This window comes from Anabaena sp. FACHB-83, from assembly GCF_014697485.1.
GTDB lineage: Bacteria > Cyanobacteriota > Cyanobacteriia > Cyanobacteriales > Nostocaceae > Nostoc_B.
The window spans coordinates 184,014-201,629 of the sequence record NZ_JACJRY010000005.1; the positions used below are offsets into that span (position 1 = coordinate 184,014).

At 41.3% G+C, this 17,616-nt stretch carries 17 protein-coding genes; 10 read left to right on the forward strand and 7 right to left on the reverse strand.

Annotated features, from left to right (window positions below; all coding sequences use genetic code 11):
• Nucleotides 1-400 precede the first annotated feature (400 nt).
• Complete coding sequence (locus H6G79_RS08675) at nucleotides 401-1,216, reverse strand: class I SAM-dependent methyltransferase (RefSeq protein ID WP_190588441.1); 816 nt, start codon at nucleotides 1,214-1,216, stop codon at nucleotides 401-403.
• A gap of 108 nt (nucleotides 1,217-1,324) precedes the next feature.
• On the opposite strand from H6G79_RS08675, the gene H6G79_RS08680 reads away from it, so the two are divergent.
• Nucleotides 1,325-2,191 carry a Cof-type HAD-IIB family hydrolase gene (locus tag H6G79_RS08680; RefSeq protein ID WP_190588440.1) on the forward strand — a complete coding sequence of 289 codons (867 nt, stop codon included), beginning with the start codon at nucleotides 1,325-1,327 and terminating at the stop codon, nucleotides 2,189-2,191.
• 12 nt (nucleotides 2,192-2,203) lie between these two features.
• Here the strand turns inward: H6G79_RS08680 and pyrE are convergent, their stop codons facing one another.
• Nucleotides 2,204-2,725, reverse strand: coding sequence for an orotate phosphoribosyltransferase (pyrE, locus tag H6G79_RS08685; protein WP_190588439.1), 522 nt, complete (start codon nucleotides 2,723-2,725; stop codon nucleotides 2,204-2,206).
• 243 nt (nucleotides 2,726-2,968) lie between these two features.
• On the opposite strand from pyrE, the gene H6G79_RS08690 reads away from it, so the two are divergent.
• The 3 genes from H6G79_RS08690 to H6G79_RS08700 all read left to right on the forward strand — a co-directional run bounded on the left by H6G79_RS08690 (nucleotide 2,969) and on the right by H6G79_RS08700 (nucleotide 7,216).
• A complete protein-coding gene (locus H6G79_RS08690; protein WP_190588438.1) occupies nucleotides 2,969-3,853 on the forward strand; it encodes an NAD(P)-dependent oxidoreductase in 885 nt (294 codons plus the stop codon).
• A 344-nt stretch (nucleotides 3,854-4,197) separates the two neighbouring features.
• Complete coding sequence (locus tag H6G79_RS08695; protein WP_190588437.1) at nucleotides 4,198-4,338, forward strand: hypothetical protein; 141 nt, start codon at nucleotides 4,198-4,200, stop codon at nucleotides 4,336-4,338.
• Between the two features lie 532 nt (nucleotides 4,339-4,870).
• Nucleotides 4,871-7,216: a PhoX family phosphatase gene (locus H6G79_RS08700; protein ID WP_190588436.1), complete on the forward strand. Its 2,346-nt coding sequence runs from the start codon at nucleotides 4,871-4,873 to the stop codon at nucleotides 7,214-7,216.
• Nucleotides 7,217-7,279: 63 nt separating this feature from the next.
• On the opposite strand, the gene H6G79_RS08705 is transcribed toward H6G79_RS08700, so the two are convergent.
• Nucleotides 7,280-7,837 carry a PEP-CTERM sorting domain-containing protein gene (locus tag H6G79_RS08705; protein ID WP_190588435.1) on the reverse strand — a complete coding sequence of 186 codons (558 nt, stop codon included), beginning with the start codon at nucleotides 7,835-7,837 and terminating at the stop codon, nucleotides 7,280-7,282.
• 336 nt (nucleotides 7,838-8,173) lie between these two features.
• Between H6G79_RS08705 and H6G79_RS08710 the strand changes: the two genes are divergently transcribed.
• Nucleotides 8,174-8,467, forward strand: a complete 294-nt coding sequence (locus H6G79_RS08710; RefSeq protein ID WP_190588434.1) for a hypothetical protein — start codon at nucleotides 8,174-8,176, stop codon at nucleotides 8,465-8,467.
• A 122-nt stretch (nucleotides 8,468-8,589) separates the two neighbouring features.
• On the opposite strand, the gene H6G79_RS08715 is transcribed toward H6G79_RS08710, so the two are convergent.
• Nucleotides 8,590-10,569: a hybrid sensor histidine kinase/response regulator gene (locus H6G79_RS08715; RefSeq protein WP_190588433.1), complete on the reverse strand. Its 1,980-nt coding sequence runs from the start codon at nucleotides 10,567-10,569 to the stop codon at nucleotides 8,590-8,592.
• Nucleotides 10,570-10,870: 301 nt separating this feature from the next.
• Between H6G79_RS08715 and H6G79_RS08720 the strand changes: the two genes are divergently transcribed.
• From H6G79_RS08720 to H6G79_RS08740, 5 genes are all read left to right on the forward strand, one after another.
• Nucleotides 10,871-11,566: a RibD family protein gene (locus tag H6G79_RS08720; RefSeq protein ID WP_190588432.1), complete on the forward strand. Its 696-nt coding sequence runs from the start codon at nucleotides 10,871-10,873 to the stop codon at nucleotides 11,564-11,566.
• Between the two features lie 64 nt (nucleotides 11,567-11,630).
• Complete coding sequence (locus H6G79_RS08725; protein ID WP_190588431.1) at nucleotides 11,631-12,818, forward strand: GNAT family N-acetyltransferase; 1,188 nt, start codon at nucleotides 11,631-11,633, stop codon at nucleotides 12,816-12,818.
• A gap of 119 nt (nucleotides 12,819-12,937) precedes the next feature.
• Nucleotides 12,938-13,675: a TIGR04255 family protein gene (locus H6G79_RS08730; RefSeq protein WP_190588430.1), complete on the forward strand. Its 738-nt coding sequence runs from the start codon at nucleotides 12,938-12,940 to the stop codon at nucleotides 13,673-13,675.
• Nucleotides 13,675-13,968: a hypothetical protein gene (locus H6G79_RS08735; protein ID WP_190588429.1), complete on the forward strand. Its 294-nt coding sequence runs from the start codon at nucleotides 13,675-13,677 to the stop codon at nucleotides 13,966-13,968. The genes H6G79_RS08730 and H6G79_RS08735 overlap by 1 nt, the downstream gene beginning before the upstream one ends.
• Nucleotides 13,965-14,507, forward strand: coding sequence for a hypothetical protein (locus H6G79_RS08740; RefSeq protein WP_190588428.1), 543 nt, complete (start codon nucleotides 13,965-13,967; stop codon nucleotides 14,505-14,507). Before H6G79_RS08735 ends, H6G79_RS08740 begins: the two co-directional genes overlap by 4 nt.
• An 8-nt stretch (nucleotides 14,508-14,515) precedes the next feature.
• Here H6G79_RS08740 and H6G79_RS08745 read toward each other — a convergent pair whose 3' ends face one another.
• From H6G79_RS08745 to H6G79_RS08755, 3 genes are all read right to left on the reverse strand, one after another.
• The gene (locus tag H6G79_RS08745; RefSeq protein ID WP_190588427.1) at nucleotides 14,516-15,649 is read right to left on the reverse strand and encodes a tetratricopeptide repeat protein; all 1,134 of its coding nucleotides are present in this window, start codon (nucleotides 15,647-15,649) and stop codon (nucleotides 14,516-14,518) included.
• 534 nt (nucleotides 15,650-16,183) lie between these two features.
• Entirely contained in the window at nucleotides 16,184-17,176 is a 993-nt protein-coding gene (locus tag H6G79_RS08750; RefSeq protein ID WP_190588426.1) for a haloacid dehalogenase type II, read from the reverse strand.
• 132 nt (nucleotides 17,177-17,308) lie between these two features.
• Nucleotides 17,309-17,488, reverse strand: coding sequence for a hypothetical protein (locus H6G79_RS08755; RefSeq protein ID WP_190588425.1), 180 nt, complete (start codon nucleotides 17,486-17,488; stop codon nucleotides 17,309-17,311).
• Nucleotides 17,489-17,616: the final 128 nt, after the last annotated feature.

The following is a 17,616-nucleotide window of genomic DNA, read 5'->3' on the forward strand; positions in this document are numbered from 1 at the left end:
GTATTTTAGATTTTTCCACCCACTAGGGGCTGCTGTGTATACAAAAATCTAGGTTGAGCGCATCTATCCCGCCTCAGAATTAATTCCGACTCTCACAGCACAAGTCCTCTGAAGAGGACTCAACTAGAAATTCATTGATTAAGAAAAACTTTTCTTTAGCGATTGAAAAACTATGCTCACCGCTAGAATAAATTTCTTGAGCATTAAAGATAAACGTGAGAAAATTTGTCATTCGTTCTAAATCTTTAACGATAAAGGTAATATGGCTAACTCCCTGAATCATCTTATTGTCTAGATTTATGTAATTAAATTAAAACTAAAAGTATGATAAGTATACAAAATAATATACCTGACTTTATCAAACAGCCAGGTATATATTTTGTGAGCGAAACTAATTTAATTAAGCCCAATTACGCACTACAACAATTTTGAAACTACGTTCCTCAGATAAATCGTAATCTAGAGAACCAAAGTGTAATAAAGCCCACTCGCGTAAATCTCGCACAGCCGGAACAAAGATATCATCAGGAATTGCCCAAGATGCACTTTGGGTTTTGTTTTCATAATTTTCTAACAACTGGCCAAGTGTTTGTTTGAATGGCCATCTAGCAGCAATTACTGTTTCTAAAGTTGCGCCTTGTGCTTCTAATTCTGCTAACACTTCTTCTTGTGTCGCACCATAACGAGGTAAAGGATGACCATAGCCATCTAAAATGGCTCGCCAACGTTGAGTAAATTCCCACCTTTGAGGATTAGTATCCTCACTAGGTTGAGTAGCGTTAGCCTGTCCATGACTGTAGAGGTAAATTCCACCTGGTTTCAAGACACGGCGGATTTCTGCTAGTGCTTGTTTCCAAGCCGAAATTAAATGAAATACATGAACCGTCAAGGCTACATCAAAAGAATTATCCTCAAACGGTAAAGCTGTAGCATCGCCTTGAACAGTTGTTAATTTGTGGGAAACACCCTCTAGTTTTTGGTGTAGTTCCGCCAACATTTTTTCTGAGACATCTATACCTGTATATGAATAACCCCGCTTCACAATTGGTACAGCAATTCTACCTGTACCAATACCAGTTTCATAAAACTTTGTTTCTGGTGTTGGTGAAACTAAGTTGAGAATAAAGTCTGTCACCTGCTCAGAAATTCCTGGTGGAAATCCTCTGGTTGCATCATAAATATCAGAAACTCGGTCAAAAGAAACAACGGTAGTCATAATCTGTATCCTTAATATTGCTTAGTTGAGAAAATAATACAATAAGTTGATAGATTTAGCGTAGATTAAGTTATAATTTTTCTTTCAATATCTGCAACCAAACAATTTATGAACACTGTCTATGTTTCTGATTTAGACGGTACTTTGCTGGGAAATGATGCGCTTCTTTCTTCATTCAGCAAACAAGTCCTGCATGAACTTTTAAGTCAAGGGCTACAATTTACCGTCGCTAGTGCGCGTAGTGTTATTTCTATACAAAGAATGCTGAAGGGTTTAAATTTGCGTCTTCCAATTATCGAATTTAATGGTGCTTTTATTTCTGATTTAAATTCTGGTAGACACGAAATTATTCATGCTATTCATCCTGATGTAGTGGAAAGTATCTATAAATTAATTATTGAGTTTGGCTACGTTCCTTTTATCTCAAGTTTTAATGGTGCGGAAGACTGTGTTTATTATAAAGATATTATCAACGATGGCATGGGTTGGTATATTAATCAATGCCTAAAAAACCAAGATAAAAGATGGCGTACTATTGAAGATTTAACTTATTCCTTTCGTGATCAAGTTGTTTGTTTGACGGTGATTGGTCATGCACAACAACTGCTAGAACTTCAAGATATAATTTCTGAAAAACATGGCAATAGTATAGAGATACACTTGTTTCCTAACCAATATTCTCCGGGGTGGTATTGGTTAACAGTTCACGACAGCAAAGCTACTAAAGACCAAGCTATTCAAACTTTGGTCGATAATTATGGCTTAGGAGAAAGTGAGATTGTGGTCTTTGGTGATCAAATTAACGATATTAAAATGTTCAAGATAGCTGATTATGCTATGGCGGTTGCGAATGCAGATGCTAAATTAAAACTTTTTGCGTCATCAGTCATTGGCTCTAATACAGAAGATAGTGTCGTGAAATATATTCATCAGGATTGGTCAAAGAAAGTTGCTCTCAATAAGATATCGAGGTAATTTAGCTCTATATTAATTAGAAAAATCATGACGCTTTAGCAGAGAAAGTAATGTGATATCTTCAGCTAGGAGTTTATCAAAAGCACCTTCTTCTCTGTCGATAACGCAAAGAGCATAATCAATTTGTGCGCCAAGTTGACGCATTTGATTGGCTGAGATGACAATTTGACCGCCAGAAGTTACCACATCTTCTACAATCAGCACTTTGCGATCGCTAATTTTAGCACCTTCAACTAAACGCGCAGTGCCATATTTTTTTGCCTCTTTACGGACGAAAGCTGTGGGTAAACCAGAGTAGTGTGATAATAGCGTCACTATCGAAATAGCTCCCAGTTCCAGACCAGCCAATACTTCAGTATCTCTGGGAATGAGGCGAACCATCTGCCTGGCGATCGCATCAATTAAAGTTGGATCTGCCGCGAATTGATATTTATCAAAATATTCGCTTGATATCTTACCAGAACGCAGTTGAAATGAGCCAGATAGATGGGAAACTGCATAAATTTGCTTTGCCAGTTCGCTTTTAACTTCCATTTATTCACCTTAGCCAAAGTACTTTGGCTGAATATTTACTGACTGAGTACTTGGCACAGCAACAGAAAATAATCTTGCTGGTTCACTCATTTAATGCTTGCTTTCTGGGAATGAATTATGATAACTTCCTAATCAAAGCTTAACTACGGCAATTCTATCAGGTTATAGTGGTTTTATCAGGACTCAGTTACAAAAGTCAGCGTAGTAGTTAAAAGCTGAATACAAAGCATTATCAAGCTTTTTATGGCAATTCAAACAGTCGGTATTTTAAGTCCGGGTGATATGGGACAGGCTATAGGATCTGTTCTCAACCAACATGGATTGAGAACTATTGCCGCCCTAGAAAATCGCAGTCCCAGAACAAAGCAATTAGCAGCCGCAGCTAATATCCAAGATGTGGGTTCTCTCACACAGTTGGTAATTGAATCGGATGTCGTGTTATCCGTTTTAGTCCCCGCAGCTGCGGCGGAAGTCGCCCAGCAAGTCGCCCAAGTAATTAGTAACGTGGGGAAACAAATTCTTTATGTTGATGCTAATGCGATCGCACCCCAAAAAGTAAAAAGTATCGCTCAAATCATTGCATCATCAGGCGCGACATTTATTGATGCTTCGATTATTGGCCCACCTCCTAGAGTTCCCGGACGCACTCGCATCTATGCTTCTGGTAAACAAGCCGCAGAATTTCAACAACTAAGTAATTATGGATTAGATATCCGAGTCATTGGCGATGAAATTGGTCAAGCTTCTGGTTTGAAAATGTCTTATGCTGCCCTCACCAAAGGATTAACCGCAATTAGTACAGAATTATTAATTGCTGCCCATCGTTTAGGGTTGGATGAGCAATTATGGAACGAAGTATCTACTAGCCAGCCAGAACTTGCTAAGATACTGGCTCGTTCCATTCCGTCTATGACACCAAAAGCACATCGTTGGGTAGGGGAAATGGAAGAGATTGCAGAAACTTTCAAAGAAGTTGGTTTGACCGATCGCATTTTTTACGGTGCGGCTGATATCTACCGTTTAGTAAAAGATACTTCTTTGGGCAAGGAAACACCAGAAGAATCTGACCGCGATCGCCAATTGAAAGAAATCATCACCACTCTGTCTGAAGAAACAGCAACAAACTAAATAGGACTTACCCACCAAGATGGTCTATAAAGATTGGGTTTGCGGTAAGTCAAAAGGTAAGAATTCAGCACTCAGGAGTCAGAATAATAAAGTCTAGTAGTGTACCAACCCAAAATTGCTACGTGGAAGTAAGCAAGGGAGCAAGGGAGCAGGGGAGAAACTTGCAGTAAGTTTTCCCCCCTGCCCCTCTGCCCCTCTGCCCCTCTGCTGACCACAACGCAAAGTTTCCTTGGCAGACTACTAGTAGTAAATCAGTAGATTGATTTATCAAATATTGTTCCTCATTCTTTAAGCGAATCAGCAATTAAACAAGCAATATCCGAGCTAAACGACTTTATCATAGTTTGCTGAAAATTATTGTTCATAAGGTTGTCCCTGACCGTCCTGCACGCAGCGAACCACGAGTCACCAAACGCCGCCCCAAAGCTTACCCCAGATTGACTAAGCCTCGGCAAGAATTACGTCAACAATTGCAAACTGCTTAATTGATAAGCATTTCCGCTTTTCTTAGTGCCATTCTGCTATAACCTCTGTTAACTCTTGTCGGAACTTACCCTCTATTTGCTATCTGTATCCTTCAAGAAGTCGGAAATATTTTTGTGAGTAACCACAGAAACTATGACTATAAACATAGTCATAATTTTTAGTTAACCATTATATAACCTACTAATAATTATTTGTAATTAGCTTAGGTGAAAGCTGGGATATATAGCAGTAGTCAGATATGTTAGGACAATTTGAAAGCTTGAATGCCAGGAATAATCAGACTTTTCCTCCTGCCTGGTTGGTGAGCGAACTTGTACTGAGCGCAGCCGAAGGAGCCGAACCACTGCCTTCTGCTTTCTGCCTTCTGCTATAGTGTGAAACTTTAACAAAAATCTCAGGCTTAACCTGTGCTTTCAAGCAGGTTTACTAAATTTTGAAACTGGAAAAACTCACATTAATTGAGTTATTTCTTCAGCTTGGAAAAGAGTTGGTTACTAGTAAATTTCTCCTGATACAACAGAGGAAAATTTGATGTCTACATTAAGTCGAAGACAACTTCTTATATTTTTTGGTGGCAGTGCGGGGGCTGCTGTATTGGGAGACAAACTTTTAACAGGTTTGTCCAGTGTCGCCGAGGCAACAACAACTCCACTAAGCTTTACACCAGTCCGATTACCCCATCCTTTACCGATTTATCAAACTCAGCCTAGTTTTTTACCAACAGGAATTGGACAAGGGCAAGTAGTTGCAGCTTCTAGCAGTCCCAATTTAACTAGCTACAATGTTGTTGATGATGTGATTGTACCGCCAGAATATGAGCGTTACATCATCGTTAGTTGGGGCGATCGCGTATTTCCCAACTCTGATGATTATGTCGGCTACAACTGCGATTACACTGGTTTCATTCCTCTAGGCAGAACCTTAGATGAAGGCTATTTATGGGTTAACCATGAGTATGTGAGTTTTCCCTTTTCTGGTTTTGCACCCGAAGCTCCGGCTGATGTCCAAGCACTCACCACAAGCTTTCCTACAGTCATCGGTCGCTCTTTACCGACAACCAGAAACATCGAAGTAGAAGGAGAATTTTTATATAACTTAGGTGGTTCAATTATTCGTGTTTCTCGCCGCAACAGTGCTAGACGTTACACCGTAGTTCGCGGAGATAGCCGAAATCGCCGGATTCATGGTTTATCGGGTTTGGGAATTAACCGCGAAAGAACTGATAGCTACAACACTGTCACAAGTTGGGGCAGTCTCAGCCACCAGCAAGGCGACCAAAATTATTTAATTGGTACTGGCCCGGCTGCAACCCAAGTTTTCCCCCTGAGTGCTGATGGCTTAGGTAACAGAATTATCGGCACTGCTTACAACTGTTCTGGTGGAACAACACCTTGGGGAACCATCTTAACAGCAGAAGAAAACTTCCAAGGTGGTTCAGCCTTTTTTGTGGGTGTCACAGAAGCAGTTCAACCTAATGGAACTCAAACAGGCTACATCAATGGGACAACTGGCCAGACCTTTGGTTTAGTTGGTGAAAAATATGGTTGGATGGTAGAAATTGACCCAGCTAATCCGAATTTCCGTCCTCGCAAACACTCATGGTTAGGTCGTTTCCGCCATGAAAATATTGCTATACGTGCGGAAGCTCGTAAGAGATTAGTCGCCTATATGGGTGATGATAGACGTGGTGGACATACATGGAAATTTGTGAGTACAAATGTTGTCACTTCGCCAACTAGTAAAGCCAATAGCGATTTGTGGGAACGAGGGACTTTATATGTAGCTCGTTACAATCCAGATGGTACTGGTGAATGGATACCTTTATTATTAGATACCCCCACCAATCCAATTTCTCCTTCAGTACTGTCTTCTGTAGAATTTGCCGCTTTGGGTACAGCACAAACCAATGGTCGTTTACCACTACCTAGACGTAATGGTGTGGCTGGACAGACTGTTGATGGTGGAGCATTTAATTGCGATCGCACTAACGAAGCCACGGCGTTACCAAATTATCAAAATAGAACACTCCGAGATTTCTACACTAGCCAAGGTGCAGTTCTCTGTGATGCTTTCCTCGCAGCTAATTTAGCTGGGGGAACTCCGACTGCTCGCCCCGAAGATTTAGAAGTGCATCCCGTTACCAGAGAAGTGTTCATTGCTTATACCGATGGTGCGCCCGGTGGCGATGGTTATCCTGATTCTCGGATTTTCCAAGTAGCCAAGTTAAGTACTGCTGTTGATGCGACTCAACAATCAGGCGGACTGTACAAAATTATTGAAGATAGTGCCGATGGCACAGGACTCACCTTTAGATGGCAAAGATTTGCTCAAGGTGGTGAAGCTGGATCAGATGATGGTGCTGGTTTTGCCAATGTCGATAACTTGGTATTTGACAATCAAGCCAATGTTTGGGGTGTAACGGATATGTCCACCAGCACTCACAATGGTTTCAATGTGGGTGCAGCTGGTAATCCAACAACTATCAATCACACAAGCACTGGTAATATCTCCAGCTTTACAGGCGTTTTTGGTAATAACTGGCTGTTCTTTATCCCTACCAGTGGCAACAATGCTGGAAAAGTTATGCCTTTTGCTTATGGGCCTGTGCGTTGTGAGATGACAGGGCCGACCTTTGTGGGCGATACACTGATTATTTCCGTCCAGCATCCTGGTGAAGATTGTCCAATTAATGATGGTACAGTTCTCAGCCGTTCAATAGAAATGTTGGCTTTGGATGGTACGCTGTTCAATCAGACTCGTACTGTTCCCCGTGGTAGCAGTTGGCCTAGCAATATTCAAGGTCAACCCCAAGGCGTTCCTCGTCCATCGGTAATTGGGATTCAACGCCGCAACCCAATTAATGGCAGATTTGTCTAGATAAGTTTCAGTAACAGGAGTGTTATTAATTAGGGTGGCTATGATTTTAGCCACCCTACTTTTTTATTGTGCTACTGATGCTTTTTTCTTACGATTTACCCATAATCCGGTAGCTGTAGCGATCGCTGTTCCCACAAGCGCCAAGGGCTCAGGAACTCTGGTGAAGGTAACTGTGCCTGTTTCTGTCGCCGATGTCAAGTCAGCACTGACAATACTATAAAAGCGATTGCCGCCAGTTGAGGGATTATTAGCATCACCAATGAAAAACTGATCTTCTACTAGGTAGCTGAGTCCGACAAAATTACCATTATTAAAGCTAACTACAGGGGCAATTCCAGCAGGAAAATCAAAATCATCAGCTGCTGTATAACGAGTACCAAGATAATCAAACACAACAGATAATAATCCATTGCTGACATCTAAATTTTCTGCACCCACACCAGTTAAGTTGGTGTCGTCATATCTCAAAGAACCAAAATATTGACCAGGGTTAGCACCAGAGGTCACATTTGTAGTGAAATTGTAATTAAATACCGCCGCCTGTGTTGGCTTAACTTCTACAGTCGCTAAAGATAAGGCGATCGCCAAACTAGCAACGCCTAAGTATTGGGTTGATTTCATCAGACTAAGCTCCAAATCTCAAAAGTAAATATTGTGGCAATATCACTTAAATAAACTTGGAAGTATTCTCTTAAGGTTAAGAAAAATAGAATAAAAGGTTAAGCAGTTCTGAGCAGGTTATTAGTTGCGTCTTGGTATCAGCTTGTGTGGTGTAATTGATATCAAAAATAAATAAATACTCTCAGTGTATAAAATGTTTAATATCCCGTGTTTTCCTCCTAGTAATATAGTCAATGTATTTGCCAAACTAAAAAAATGAGTAATTGTTTACAGCAATTTGAGGCTGTATTCTGCTCTGATCGTTCCATTTATTTGGGCAACATTTCTGGCAAAACTATGAAAAAAGCATTTTTACTAACATCCATGACTGCAATATCAACTTTTTATCTGTCAAGTCCTGTTTTTGCTTCTGTTTACATCAAATACTCAAATCAAGATTCCACCAAGCATGTCATGACAGTTAAAATGGATGGACAAACCAAAGAAGTTACATTCAATGGTAATACTACAGGGGCTGCCACGATTCAAGGTAGCGGCAAAGTTGCAGTTATTGAAACTTCATGCGGCCAAGTTGAAATCGAAGATGAATCTGAAATTAAAATTAAAGATGGCTGCATCAAAGTTTTGTAACACCAATACTCACTGCTGAAGATCATCTCAGGATTCATGATTAGCCAAGATTTTACCTATCAACACTTGTCTAATTTGATTTACTTCACTACATTTAGAGAATTTTTATCTGTTGCAAATGCTCAACTTTTGAAGAGATTTTCTACTAACGGTAGTTGATAGTTATCTAACTGAGATTGTGCGGTTTGAGTTTCTTCAAAAGAATCTACCTCTGGGATTTCCGCTTCTTCAGAGGTAGGATTAAAATTTTCCCCATTCTCACTATCTATAATTGGCAAGGTAATTTTAACCGTGGTTCCCTGATTGAGACCTGGGCTTTCTAGAGAAATGCTACCACCCATCAATTCAATTAAGTTGCGAGAAATTGCCAGTCCTAATCCGGTACCATCAAACTTACGTGTTGAGCCACCATCTATCCGTACAAAGGGACGAAATAACTTGTGTTGTTGGGATGGTTCAATTCCTAAACCTGTATCGGTAACAGAAACAACAACTTGAGAATGGCTATTACTATGTTCAATAATGGCAGCGATCGCAATACTGCCTTCATCTGTAAACTTAGTAGCATTACCAATAATATTAATTAATACTTGGCGCAGTTTGGCCGCATCTGCCTTGACTGGAATTGGCTCATCACCTAAAGTTGTTTTTAACTGTAAGCCTTTTTGCTGCACATTCACTGATTGGATATTAATCACCTCCAACAGTGTTTGTCGCAAATCCATTGGGACAGAAACCACAGAAAGTTTCCCGGCTTCAATTTTAGAAATATCGAGTAAATCGTTAATAATTCCTAGCAAGTGAATGGCGGTTTCATCAGCGCGTTTAAGAAACTCCATTTCCTCATCGCGGTTATCGCACATATCTTCTCGCACGAGGCGGACACAATTAATAATGATATTCAAGGGGTTACGCAACTCATGAGAAGTTGTCGCCAAAAACTGACTTTTAATTTGGTTGGCTGTTTTAGCTTCTTTCCAAGCACTTTCTAATTCTTCCGCCCAAGCTTTCAGCCTGTCAAACATTTGGTCAATTGCTTGTGCTAGTTGATTAAACTCCCGAATTTTAAAATTCTGTGGTACTGTTTGGGCTGCATGATGACTGTGAATGTTCAGCACATAATCCCGCAATTCTTCTACAGGCCCGGCTAAATAAGGAGCCAAGTATAAAGATGCTAACAAAGTTGCACCAATCAAACCCACTGTTAGCACTATCAAAATCAGTTTAATTTCTTCTAAACCAAACAGGGCATTATCTACACTGGTAACAGCTAAAATAATCCATTGTGGCGGCTGTTTGGCGATCGGATTACTAATTACACTATAGCCAGCAACTAATTCTTTGCCTTCTTGAAACGATAAGTTGACAGAGTTGCTCTGACCTGTTATGGCATTTTGAATAATGCTTTGCAAACTATTGGCATCAGGGTATTCTTGGATATTGCTGTTAATTCTCTCTGGTATTGGGTGTGCCAAGATTGTGCCATCGTCAGCAATTACCAATGTCGAACCTGTGAGTGAGCCTGGGAGATTTTTGGTGTGTTTGTATAGCGATGACTGGATACTCAAGACATACTTTAGCTGCTTAGTTTGATTGTAAACCGGGGCAGACAGAACCATTTGCAGCTGATTTTCTGTGTCTCTTTGACCAGTTTTACCTGCTTTGGGGGGTAGTACTGGATTGATTTCAAATCGACTGTCAGCTACAAAGGGTAGTTTCGGTTCTCTGATGGGTTTGTCACCACAACTACTAGCAATGATATTGCCGTCTTCTAAATCAGCTAATTGTAAACATTCAACGTAGGTCGGTAATTCTTGAATTATCTGACTGATGAAGTCTTGGACTTCAGCCTCTGAACCAGTTTGCAATACAGATGCTTTACTAGCTATTAATAAGCTCGTTTTGAGACTAGCAATCTCATCAGCTATTTTCTTTCCTTTGAAAACTGCGCTTTCGGTCAGATTTTGGCGTGCAGTTTTTAGCAAGCTAGAACGTGCTTTATTTAAAGCCACAAGTTCTCCCAGCAATAACACTGGGACAAACAGCAGCAAAATTCTTGTTACTAAAATACGTCTAAACGACGATTGACGGGACTTAGCCATCGGGTGTCTCACTGTCTCACTTCACATCTGCAAACCACAACAGCAAACAATATGCAATTAGATTAGCTAAATGAGACATTTTGTTACGTTGGGAGGGGTTTATTGACGATCCCTAACAGTATCAAACATTGAGTGTACAAAAAGAAATATCGTATACCAAAACTCTTATGTGCTAGATGTAATCGCGGCTTATGTTGCATAACAGTAAAGTAATGAAATTGGTAAACAGTAGCTTGCTGTGCAAAGATTCTTTACAATCGACACACTAGCAAGAAAATCCTCAGACTATCAAACCAACCCAATGACGCAACATCGTCCTCATACCGCAGTAGTTTTGGCAATGAGTGCAGATGGCAAAATAGCAGATTTTAGGCGATCGCCTGCTCGATTTGGCTCTGGGGCAGATAAAGCACACCTAGAAGCTCAAATCGCTGCCTCTGATGCCGTTCTTTTCGGTGCTGGTACGCTCCGTGCTTACGGTACGACACTAACCGTATCACATCCAACACTGCTGCAACATCGAATCAAAGCGGGGAAGACCCCCCAGCCGGTTCATATAGTGATTACACAGTCTGCGGATTTTAATCCGGAAATCAAGTTTTTTAACCAGCCTATCCCACGTTGGTTATTGACAACAAGAGTGGGAGCAACGATTTGGCAAAAACGCCCAGAATTTTTTGAACAGATTTTTGTTTTTGAAACCTCAACTGGAAAAATTGACACTGCTGGCTTTTTACAGCATTTGGCATCTATAGATATAACACGCCTAGCGGTCTTAGGTGGTGGCCAATTAGTAGCTTCTATGGTTCACTCAGATTTAATAGATGAATTTTGGCTGACTGTTTGCCCGTTGATTTTAAGTGGAACCACAGCACCCACACCAGTAGAAGGACAGGGATTTTTAGCGAATTTGGCTCCTCGGCTCAAACTTTTGGAAGTTAAACAAGTTGAGCAAGAAGTCTTTTTACACTATCAAGTGCAACGGACATTAGACTAAGAAAAGTGTGAAGTCTGACAAATCAATTTCACACTTCACACTTCATACTTCATCCTTGAAAAAGATGGTGGAACAACTTAAGCCGCGCTATTCTGTTGCCTGGATTAATAAAATTGCCGAAGTCCCGCAAAATGCCTGGGATGCTTTAGCACTGACTTTGAAAACTCCGTTTTTGGAGTGGCAATGGTTAAAAAATTTGGAAACTTCCCATAGTGCTACAGAAAAAACTGGTTGGTTGCCAAATCACTTAACTTTGTGGCGAGATAAAACCTTGATTGCAGCTGCGCCTTTATATTTAAAAGGTCATAGCTACGGTGAATTTGTTTTTGATCATCAATGGGCAGAATTAAGCGATCGCATCGGTGTGCAGTATTATCCTAAACTCTTGGGTATGGCTCCCTTTACCCCGGCTGAAGGTTATCGCTTCTTAATTACGCCAGGAGAAGATGAAGACGAAATCACTGCGATGATGGTGCATGAAATTGACAGTTTCTGCAATAAATACCGCATTTCTGGGTGTCACTTTCTTTATGTTGATCCTGAATGGCGGCCAGTTTTGGAACGCAACGGGTTTAGTTCTTGGTTGCACCACAGTTATATTTGGGAAAATACTGGATTTAATAATTTTGATGATTACTTAGGAGTTTTCAACGCCAATCAGCGCCGGAATATCAAGCGGGAACGGAAAGCCGTGGAAAAGGCGGGTTTAAGACTACAGCCAATTACTGGTGATGACATTCCGAAATCTTTGTTTCCCTTGATGTACCAGTTTTACGCCGATACTTGTGATAAGTTTGGCTGGTGGGGCAGTAAGTATTTAACAAAGCAATTTTTTGAACAGCTACACGCCGATTATCGCCATCGGGTGGTGTTTTTTGCCGCCTATAGCGAACATGACAATCGTCACCCAGTGGGAATGTCTTTTTGCCTTTATAAAGACGATAGATTGTATGGGCGTTATTGGGGGAGTTTTCAAGAAATTGATTGCCTGCATTTTGATGCTTGCTATTACACTCCAATTGAGTGGGCGATCGCTAATAATATCCAATTATTCGATCCCGGTGCAGGTGGTAGACACAAAAAACGCCGTGGATTTCCGGCTACACCCAATTACAGCCTACATCGCTTTTACAATCAGCGTCTGGCGCAAATTCTACTTCCATATATTAAAGAAGTGAATCAACTAGAACAGCAGGAAATTACCGCCATTAATGAGGAAATGCCATTTAGTCAGAAAGCCCACGATAGATAAATAAACAGGCGAAATCTGCTTTCAATCAGCTGAAGTTATTGTAAAAAAATAGCCACAACTATTGTTTGAACCAAGAATCTCCACACTTTTAGGGCGGGGATTATGTCAAGATAATTGATATGCAAGCACAAAAACATTACTCACGCGCCCCAATTACCGAAGCATTGATTGACATACAAGTTCAACTGCCACAAGAAGTTAAACTTGAGGTCTTGGCGCAGGTGTACTCAAGCATTCAATCTGAGTACCCCAATTTTGAAGAAATGCTTGTATTTCAGGGGCAAATGATTGCTGGTGCTAGTGTTGAAGCCACCGCCAGTCAATCTCAAATCGGTTATAGAGCCTTTAGCAAAGAGCAAAAGCAAATTCTTCAAGTACGTTTGGACGGCTTTACGTTCAGTCGGCTTGCTCCCTACGACTGCTGGGAAACTTTTCGAGATGAGGCAAAGAGACTATGGAGTATCTATCAGTCTTTGACAAATCCAGCAGCTATTACTCGGTTAGCGGTAAGGTACATTAACAGGCTAGATATTCCCTTACCTGTTAGTGATTTAAACAATTATTTAAGGACATTTCCTGAAGTGTCCTCTGACTTGCCACAAGGACTAAGTGGCTACTTTATGCAGCTACAAATTCCTCAAGAGAAACTAGCAACAATGCTTGTTCTCAATCAGGCATTAGTTCCGCCTCCAACACCTAATTTTATTTCTATACTCTTGGATTTAGACCTGTTTCTCGAAAGGGATATTCCTCAAAATGAAATAGAACTTTGGGAAATTGTGGAACAAATGCACGAACAAAAGAACAAAGCGTTTGAAGCTTGCATTACAGAACACACAAGGGAGTTGATTAACTAATGGCGACAATAACCCCTATACGTCCTGATGATACTTCAACCCAAACCAGATTAATTATACTTGAGCCAAGAGCTACCTTTCAGTTGTACAGTCCAGAAGGGCAAAAGATAGCTGAGGTCACAGAAAACGCCTTGCAAGTTTTGGCTCAGATTCAAGAATACCTAGAGTATATTAAAAGTGTTGGTGAAGTAGATTACAATCCAGTTCCACCAAAACGCTCAGAGCGCGTAGTTATGCGTGTCCAGTTCCAAGGGCGTAAACCACCTCAGCCTTATGTTTTAGACGAAGAATGACGATAGATCCTTTCTGGGTGCAGGTTAATGAACCGACACTCAGGCAAGGTGATTACCTGCCTGGGTGTCTCGTACCAGTACCATTATTCGATCCCACAACTTTTGGAAAAAAAGCTGATGAAACTCAAGAAGTAGAGGTAATAGTTAACGAAATAGATTTAATTGTTGTTACTCAAAGTTGTGATTTGGAAAATAAAAAGGTGAGTCAAGTTGTGGTGTGTGCCATTTATCTAATCTCAGAATTTGAAGAAGCTAACCCAGCATTTACAAAAAAGGGTAAGTGGAACGAGGTTTTAGCAGGGAGAGTTGAAGGCTTACATATACTTGCATCGCCAACTAACCCTGACAATAACAGGGAAGCCTTGGTTGTCAATTTTAGAGAGATATACAGTTTACCTTACGAATATATTTTGAAATACGCCACCAATATGGATTATCGGTGGCGATTAAAATCTCCTTATTTGGAACACTTTTCTCAAGCATTCGCCAGGTTATTCATGCGGGTTGGCTTACCATCATCAATCCCACGTTTTGGATAGGTTAACTTTTATTTACTCTCTTGTCCAAAAGAAACCGGCACATCTCCAGGTTTGGCTGGTGTTCCTTCGGGTGTTGCGGGGGTGGGTTGTTCTGGTGTCGCTACATTTTCCGTTGGTGCGGGTTTTTTACCTGCTTGACGCTGTTGTTGTTCTTGTAACTTCTGTTGGGCAATTTGCTGGGTAATTTGCTGCATTAGTTGTTCAACTTTGGCAGTTTGTTCGGTATTACCTTGTGTGCGGTAGTTATTCAGGGCATTTTTCAAGGCTGCATTTGCTTTTTTGAGTTCGCCTTGATTATATAAAGTGATGCCTAAGTTGTGGTATGCGACAGCATCTTTGGAGTTTTGGCGAATGGCTTGTTTATAAACATTAATTGCCTCAGCCGTCTGTCCTTGGACTACCAGCAACCCAGCCATATTATTATAGGCGACAGTATTTTTGGGGTTGAGTTGGATAACTTGACGGTAAGCTGCGATCGCATCTTCTAATTTTCCTTGTTCTTGCAGCGTGATCGCTAAGTTAAAAAAGGTATTCTCATTACCACTATCTAGATTAGCCGCTTGTTGATAAGCTGCGATCGCTTCTTGTGGTTGTCCTAGTTCATGTAGCAATACACCCAAGTTATACTGGGCTGTTGCCATTTTGGGATCTATCACTACGGCTTGGCGGTAAGCAGTGACGGCAGCTTCTTTCTGTCCTTGGCGTTGTAACGCTAACCCTAAGTTGTAATAAATCTCACTTTGGTTGGGGTTCATTCTAATCGCCTCGCCATATTCTTGCACGGCCGCATCCAGGCGATTTTGCCTTAACAGAATATTCCCTAAATAATTCCGCGCCATCCCAATATTTGGGTCACGTTCCAAGGCTTGACGAAAGGCAGATTCCGCACCGTCTAAATCTTTGCGGTTATATAGCGTCACTCCTTTTTGGTAAAAAATCGCTGCATCCAAATCTTGAGAGATGACATTTTCTGCGAGTAACCGACTTCCCGGTAAATTCATTACTGATGGTGCAGCCAACACCAAAAACGCCGAGGCCGCTGAGATGATGGTTAAATGCGACTTCCGCCAATTAATCACTTGGTGAAACGCCATCTGAGGAAAGCCGCAATACCACTGACGAATTTGATGGTGTTTATACATAATTAGCAGCCTGTATTGTAGTGAGTTCTATATGTCAGAGTACCCACTACAGCCGGAAAAATTAAAAGTGCCAGATGAATAAAAAAAGAGACACAAGGTTGGGTGGAGGCACACAAAAAATATGAAAAACAACACAGCAATATATATTGCGCCATAACCCAACACCAAATTAGGAAATTTTTAGGGAATATTTCAACAAGTAAAATAATTGCAGTATGAATTGTACTGTTGGAATTGAGATATTTTTGTAGTTGAAAGTTTTGCGGTTTTCTTCATGGCATTTGTTGGGTTCCACTTCGTTTCACCCAACCTACTAGCGCGTCTAGTCTAATTTGTTGGGCTGAGTAATCATGATGACGATTAAATTTTTGTTTTTAACAGTCCTTGAACTCAACATTTTAAGCTTGTTACGCTACTACGCAAAAGGCGATCGCACTGGAGGAAAAGTTTCATATAAAGCCGCAGGAGGATGTTCAAACGGGGATTCAAACCCCGCCTGAACGAGAGCCACCAAATTTCCAATTTGGTGGGGATCTAAACGAGAGGCGGAAGCGTAAGCAGCCCCCGCAGACCCTGTGTTGGTGTTGCAGAAGGAGGTAGAACAACGTAGTCGGGTAATAAGCTCGTCTCCTCTTGAAACTCCTGGCGGCCGCGCAGAATACCAAATAAGGTGCTAGGTGATACTGTACTTGGTATAGGAGTTGCTACTTGGGGAAGCGTGGTATTTCGCCGTATCCAAGCAGTTTGCAAGCCGTAACTCTTGGCACCAAATACATCGAAGCTGTTAGAGGACACAAACAATATCTGTTTGCGAGGAATACCAAGCTCACGCCCAGCCAACGAATAGACACGCGGATCAGGCTTGAATACACCAACTTCATCAACGCTAATCCACCTGTCGAGAACGTTTTGCATATTATTGGCGACGACTACTTGTTGTAGCATCTCCCTACTGCCGTTGGAAAGGATGGCTAACTGGAAGCCTCGACTCTTGAGGGTGTTCAGCACTTCTAGTGCTTCGGGATAGGCATCGAGGGTAAGGTAGCGGGATGCTAGGGCATCGCGCTTTGCTGGATCGGACTCAGGATCAATACCAACACTACGTAAAGCAAAGTCAAGCGCCGAAACGGTGCAAGAGTAAAAATCCTCATATCGGTTGATGAGAGTCCGTAGCCAAGAATATTCCAGTTGTTTGAGTCGCCAGACTTGAATGAGGGTTTCATAAAGGAGATCATTGTAGGCTGGGCCGTATATCTCCTTAGCACGGTTGAAAACAGGCAAAAAGACATCGAACAAAGTACCATAGGCATCGAAAACTAGTGTAGTAATCTGCTGCGGATTCCTACCTCTGCTTGCTTGTGCTACCCGTCCAGCCGCAACTGTACTGGCACCGGTTATCAGCGCAAGTCCGCCGCTACTCAAAAGACCGAGCGCACTGCGCCTCGTCATTCCTGACTTAAGCATACTGTTTTTCAGTTTTCTGAACTTCCCGTCATAAAGTTTTGGTTCTTCGTTATGGTCTTTCATGGTTAATCTCTTTGCACAAATATGTGCTGAAAAATACCTTCGCTAATTTACGAGGGTTATCTAAAGCGCATTAATACGGATTATTAATGAAGATACACTAAATTAGTAGTAAGCTAAAGCGAATTTGATACATTAGCTAAAATTTGCAGTCGTTGGAATTGGCGATCGCAATTTGGGAACTGGAATAACTTGGTTAAAATCGCTACTTTGTATCCAAGACTTCAAGTGTGCCAGACTTGACGCTAATTCACCCAGTTGCTGTGGCTGGGTTAGATGTAAAAAACTAGCTTTAATTGCGTTCCAGTTAGGCATCACAATCCTCCTAGTAGTTTACCAACCCAATATTGCTGTGTAGACCTAGCAAGGGAGCAGGGGGGGATGAAAGTAATCTCTCCCCTGCCCCTCTGCCCCGAAGCCCCTCTGCTGGCCACCATGCAAAG

Bases quoted from the DNA above. Each gene is read 5' to 3' on its own strand.
- H6G79_RS08740 (WP_190588428.1), top strand. From the start codon at position 13,965: ATGACGATAGATCCTTTCTGGGTGCAGGTTAATGAACCGACACTCAGG.
- H6G79_RS08715 (WP_190588433.1), bottom strand. From the start codon at position 10,569: ATGGCTAAGTCCCGTCAATCGTCGTTTAGACGTATTTTAGTAACAAGA.
- H6G79_RS08680 (WP_190588440.1), top strand. From the start codon at position 1,325: ATGAACACTGTCTATGTTTCTGATTTAGACGGTACTTTGCTGGGAAAT.
- H6G79_RS08750 (WP_190588426.1), bottom strand. From the start codon at position 17,176: ATGAAAGACCATAACGAAGAACCAAAACTTTATGACGGGAAGTTCAGA.
- H6G79_RS08690 (WP_190588438.1), top strand. From the start codon at position 2,969: ATGGCAATTCAAACAGTCGGTATTTTAAGTCCGGGTGATATGGGACAG.
- H6G79_RS08675 (WP_190588441.1), bottom strand. From the start codon at position 1,216: ATGACTACCGTTGTTTCTTTTGACCGAGTTTCTGATATTTATGATGCA.
- H6G79_RS08745 (WP_190588427.1), bottom strand. From the start codon at position 15,649: ATGTATAAACACCATCAAATTCGTCAGTGGTATTGCGGCTTTCCTCAG.
- H6G79_RS08730 (WP_190588430.1), top strand. From the start codon at position 12,938: ATGCAAGCACAAAAACATTACTCACGCGCCCCAATTACCGAAGCATTG.
- H6G79_RS08720 (WP_190588432.1), top strand. From the start codon at position 10,871: ATGACGCAACATCGTCCTCATACCGCAGTAGTTTTGGCAATGAGTGCA.
- H6G79_RS08700 (WP_190588436.1), top strand. From the start codon at position 4,871: ATGTCTACATTAAGTCGAAGACAACTTCTTATATTTTTTGGTGGCAGT.
- H6G79_RS08725 (WP_190588431.1), top strand. From the start codon at position 11,631: ATGGTGGAACAACTTAAGCCGCGCTATTCTGTTGCCTGGATTAATAAA.
- H6G79_RS08735 (WP_190588429.1), top strand. From the start codon at position 13,675: ATGGCGACAATAACCCCTATACGTCCTGATGATACTTCAACCCAAACC.
- H6G79_RS08755 (WP_190588425.1), bottom strand. From the start codon at position 17,488: ATGCCTAACTGGAACGCAATTAAAGCTAGTTTTTTACATCTAACCCAG.
- H6G79_RS08710 (WP_190588434.1), top strand. From the start codon at position 8,174: ATGAAAAAAGCATTTTTACTAACATCCATGACTGCAATATCAACTTTT.
- pyrE (WP_190588439.1), bottom strand. From the start codon at position 2,725: ATGGAAGTTAAAAGCGAACTGGCAAAGCAAATTTATGCAGTTTCCCAT.
- H6G79_RS08705 (WP_190588435.1), bottom strand. From the start codon at position 7,837: ATGAAATCAACCCAATACTTAGGCGTTGCTAGTTTGGCGATCGCCTTA.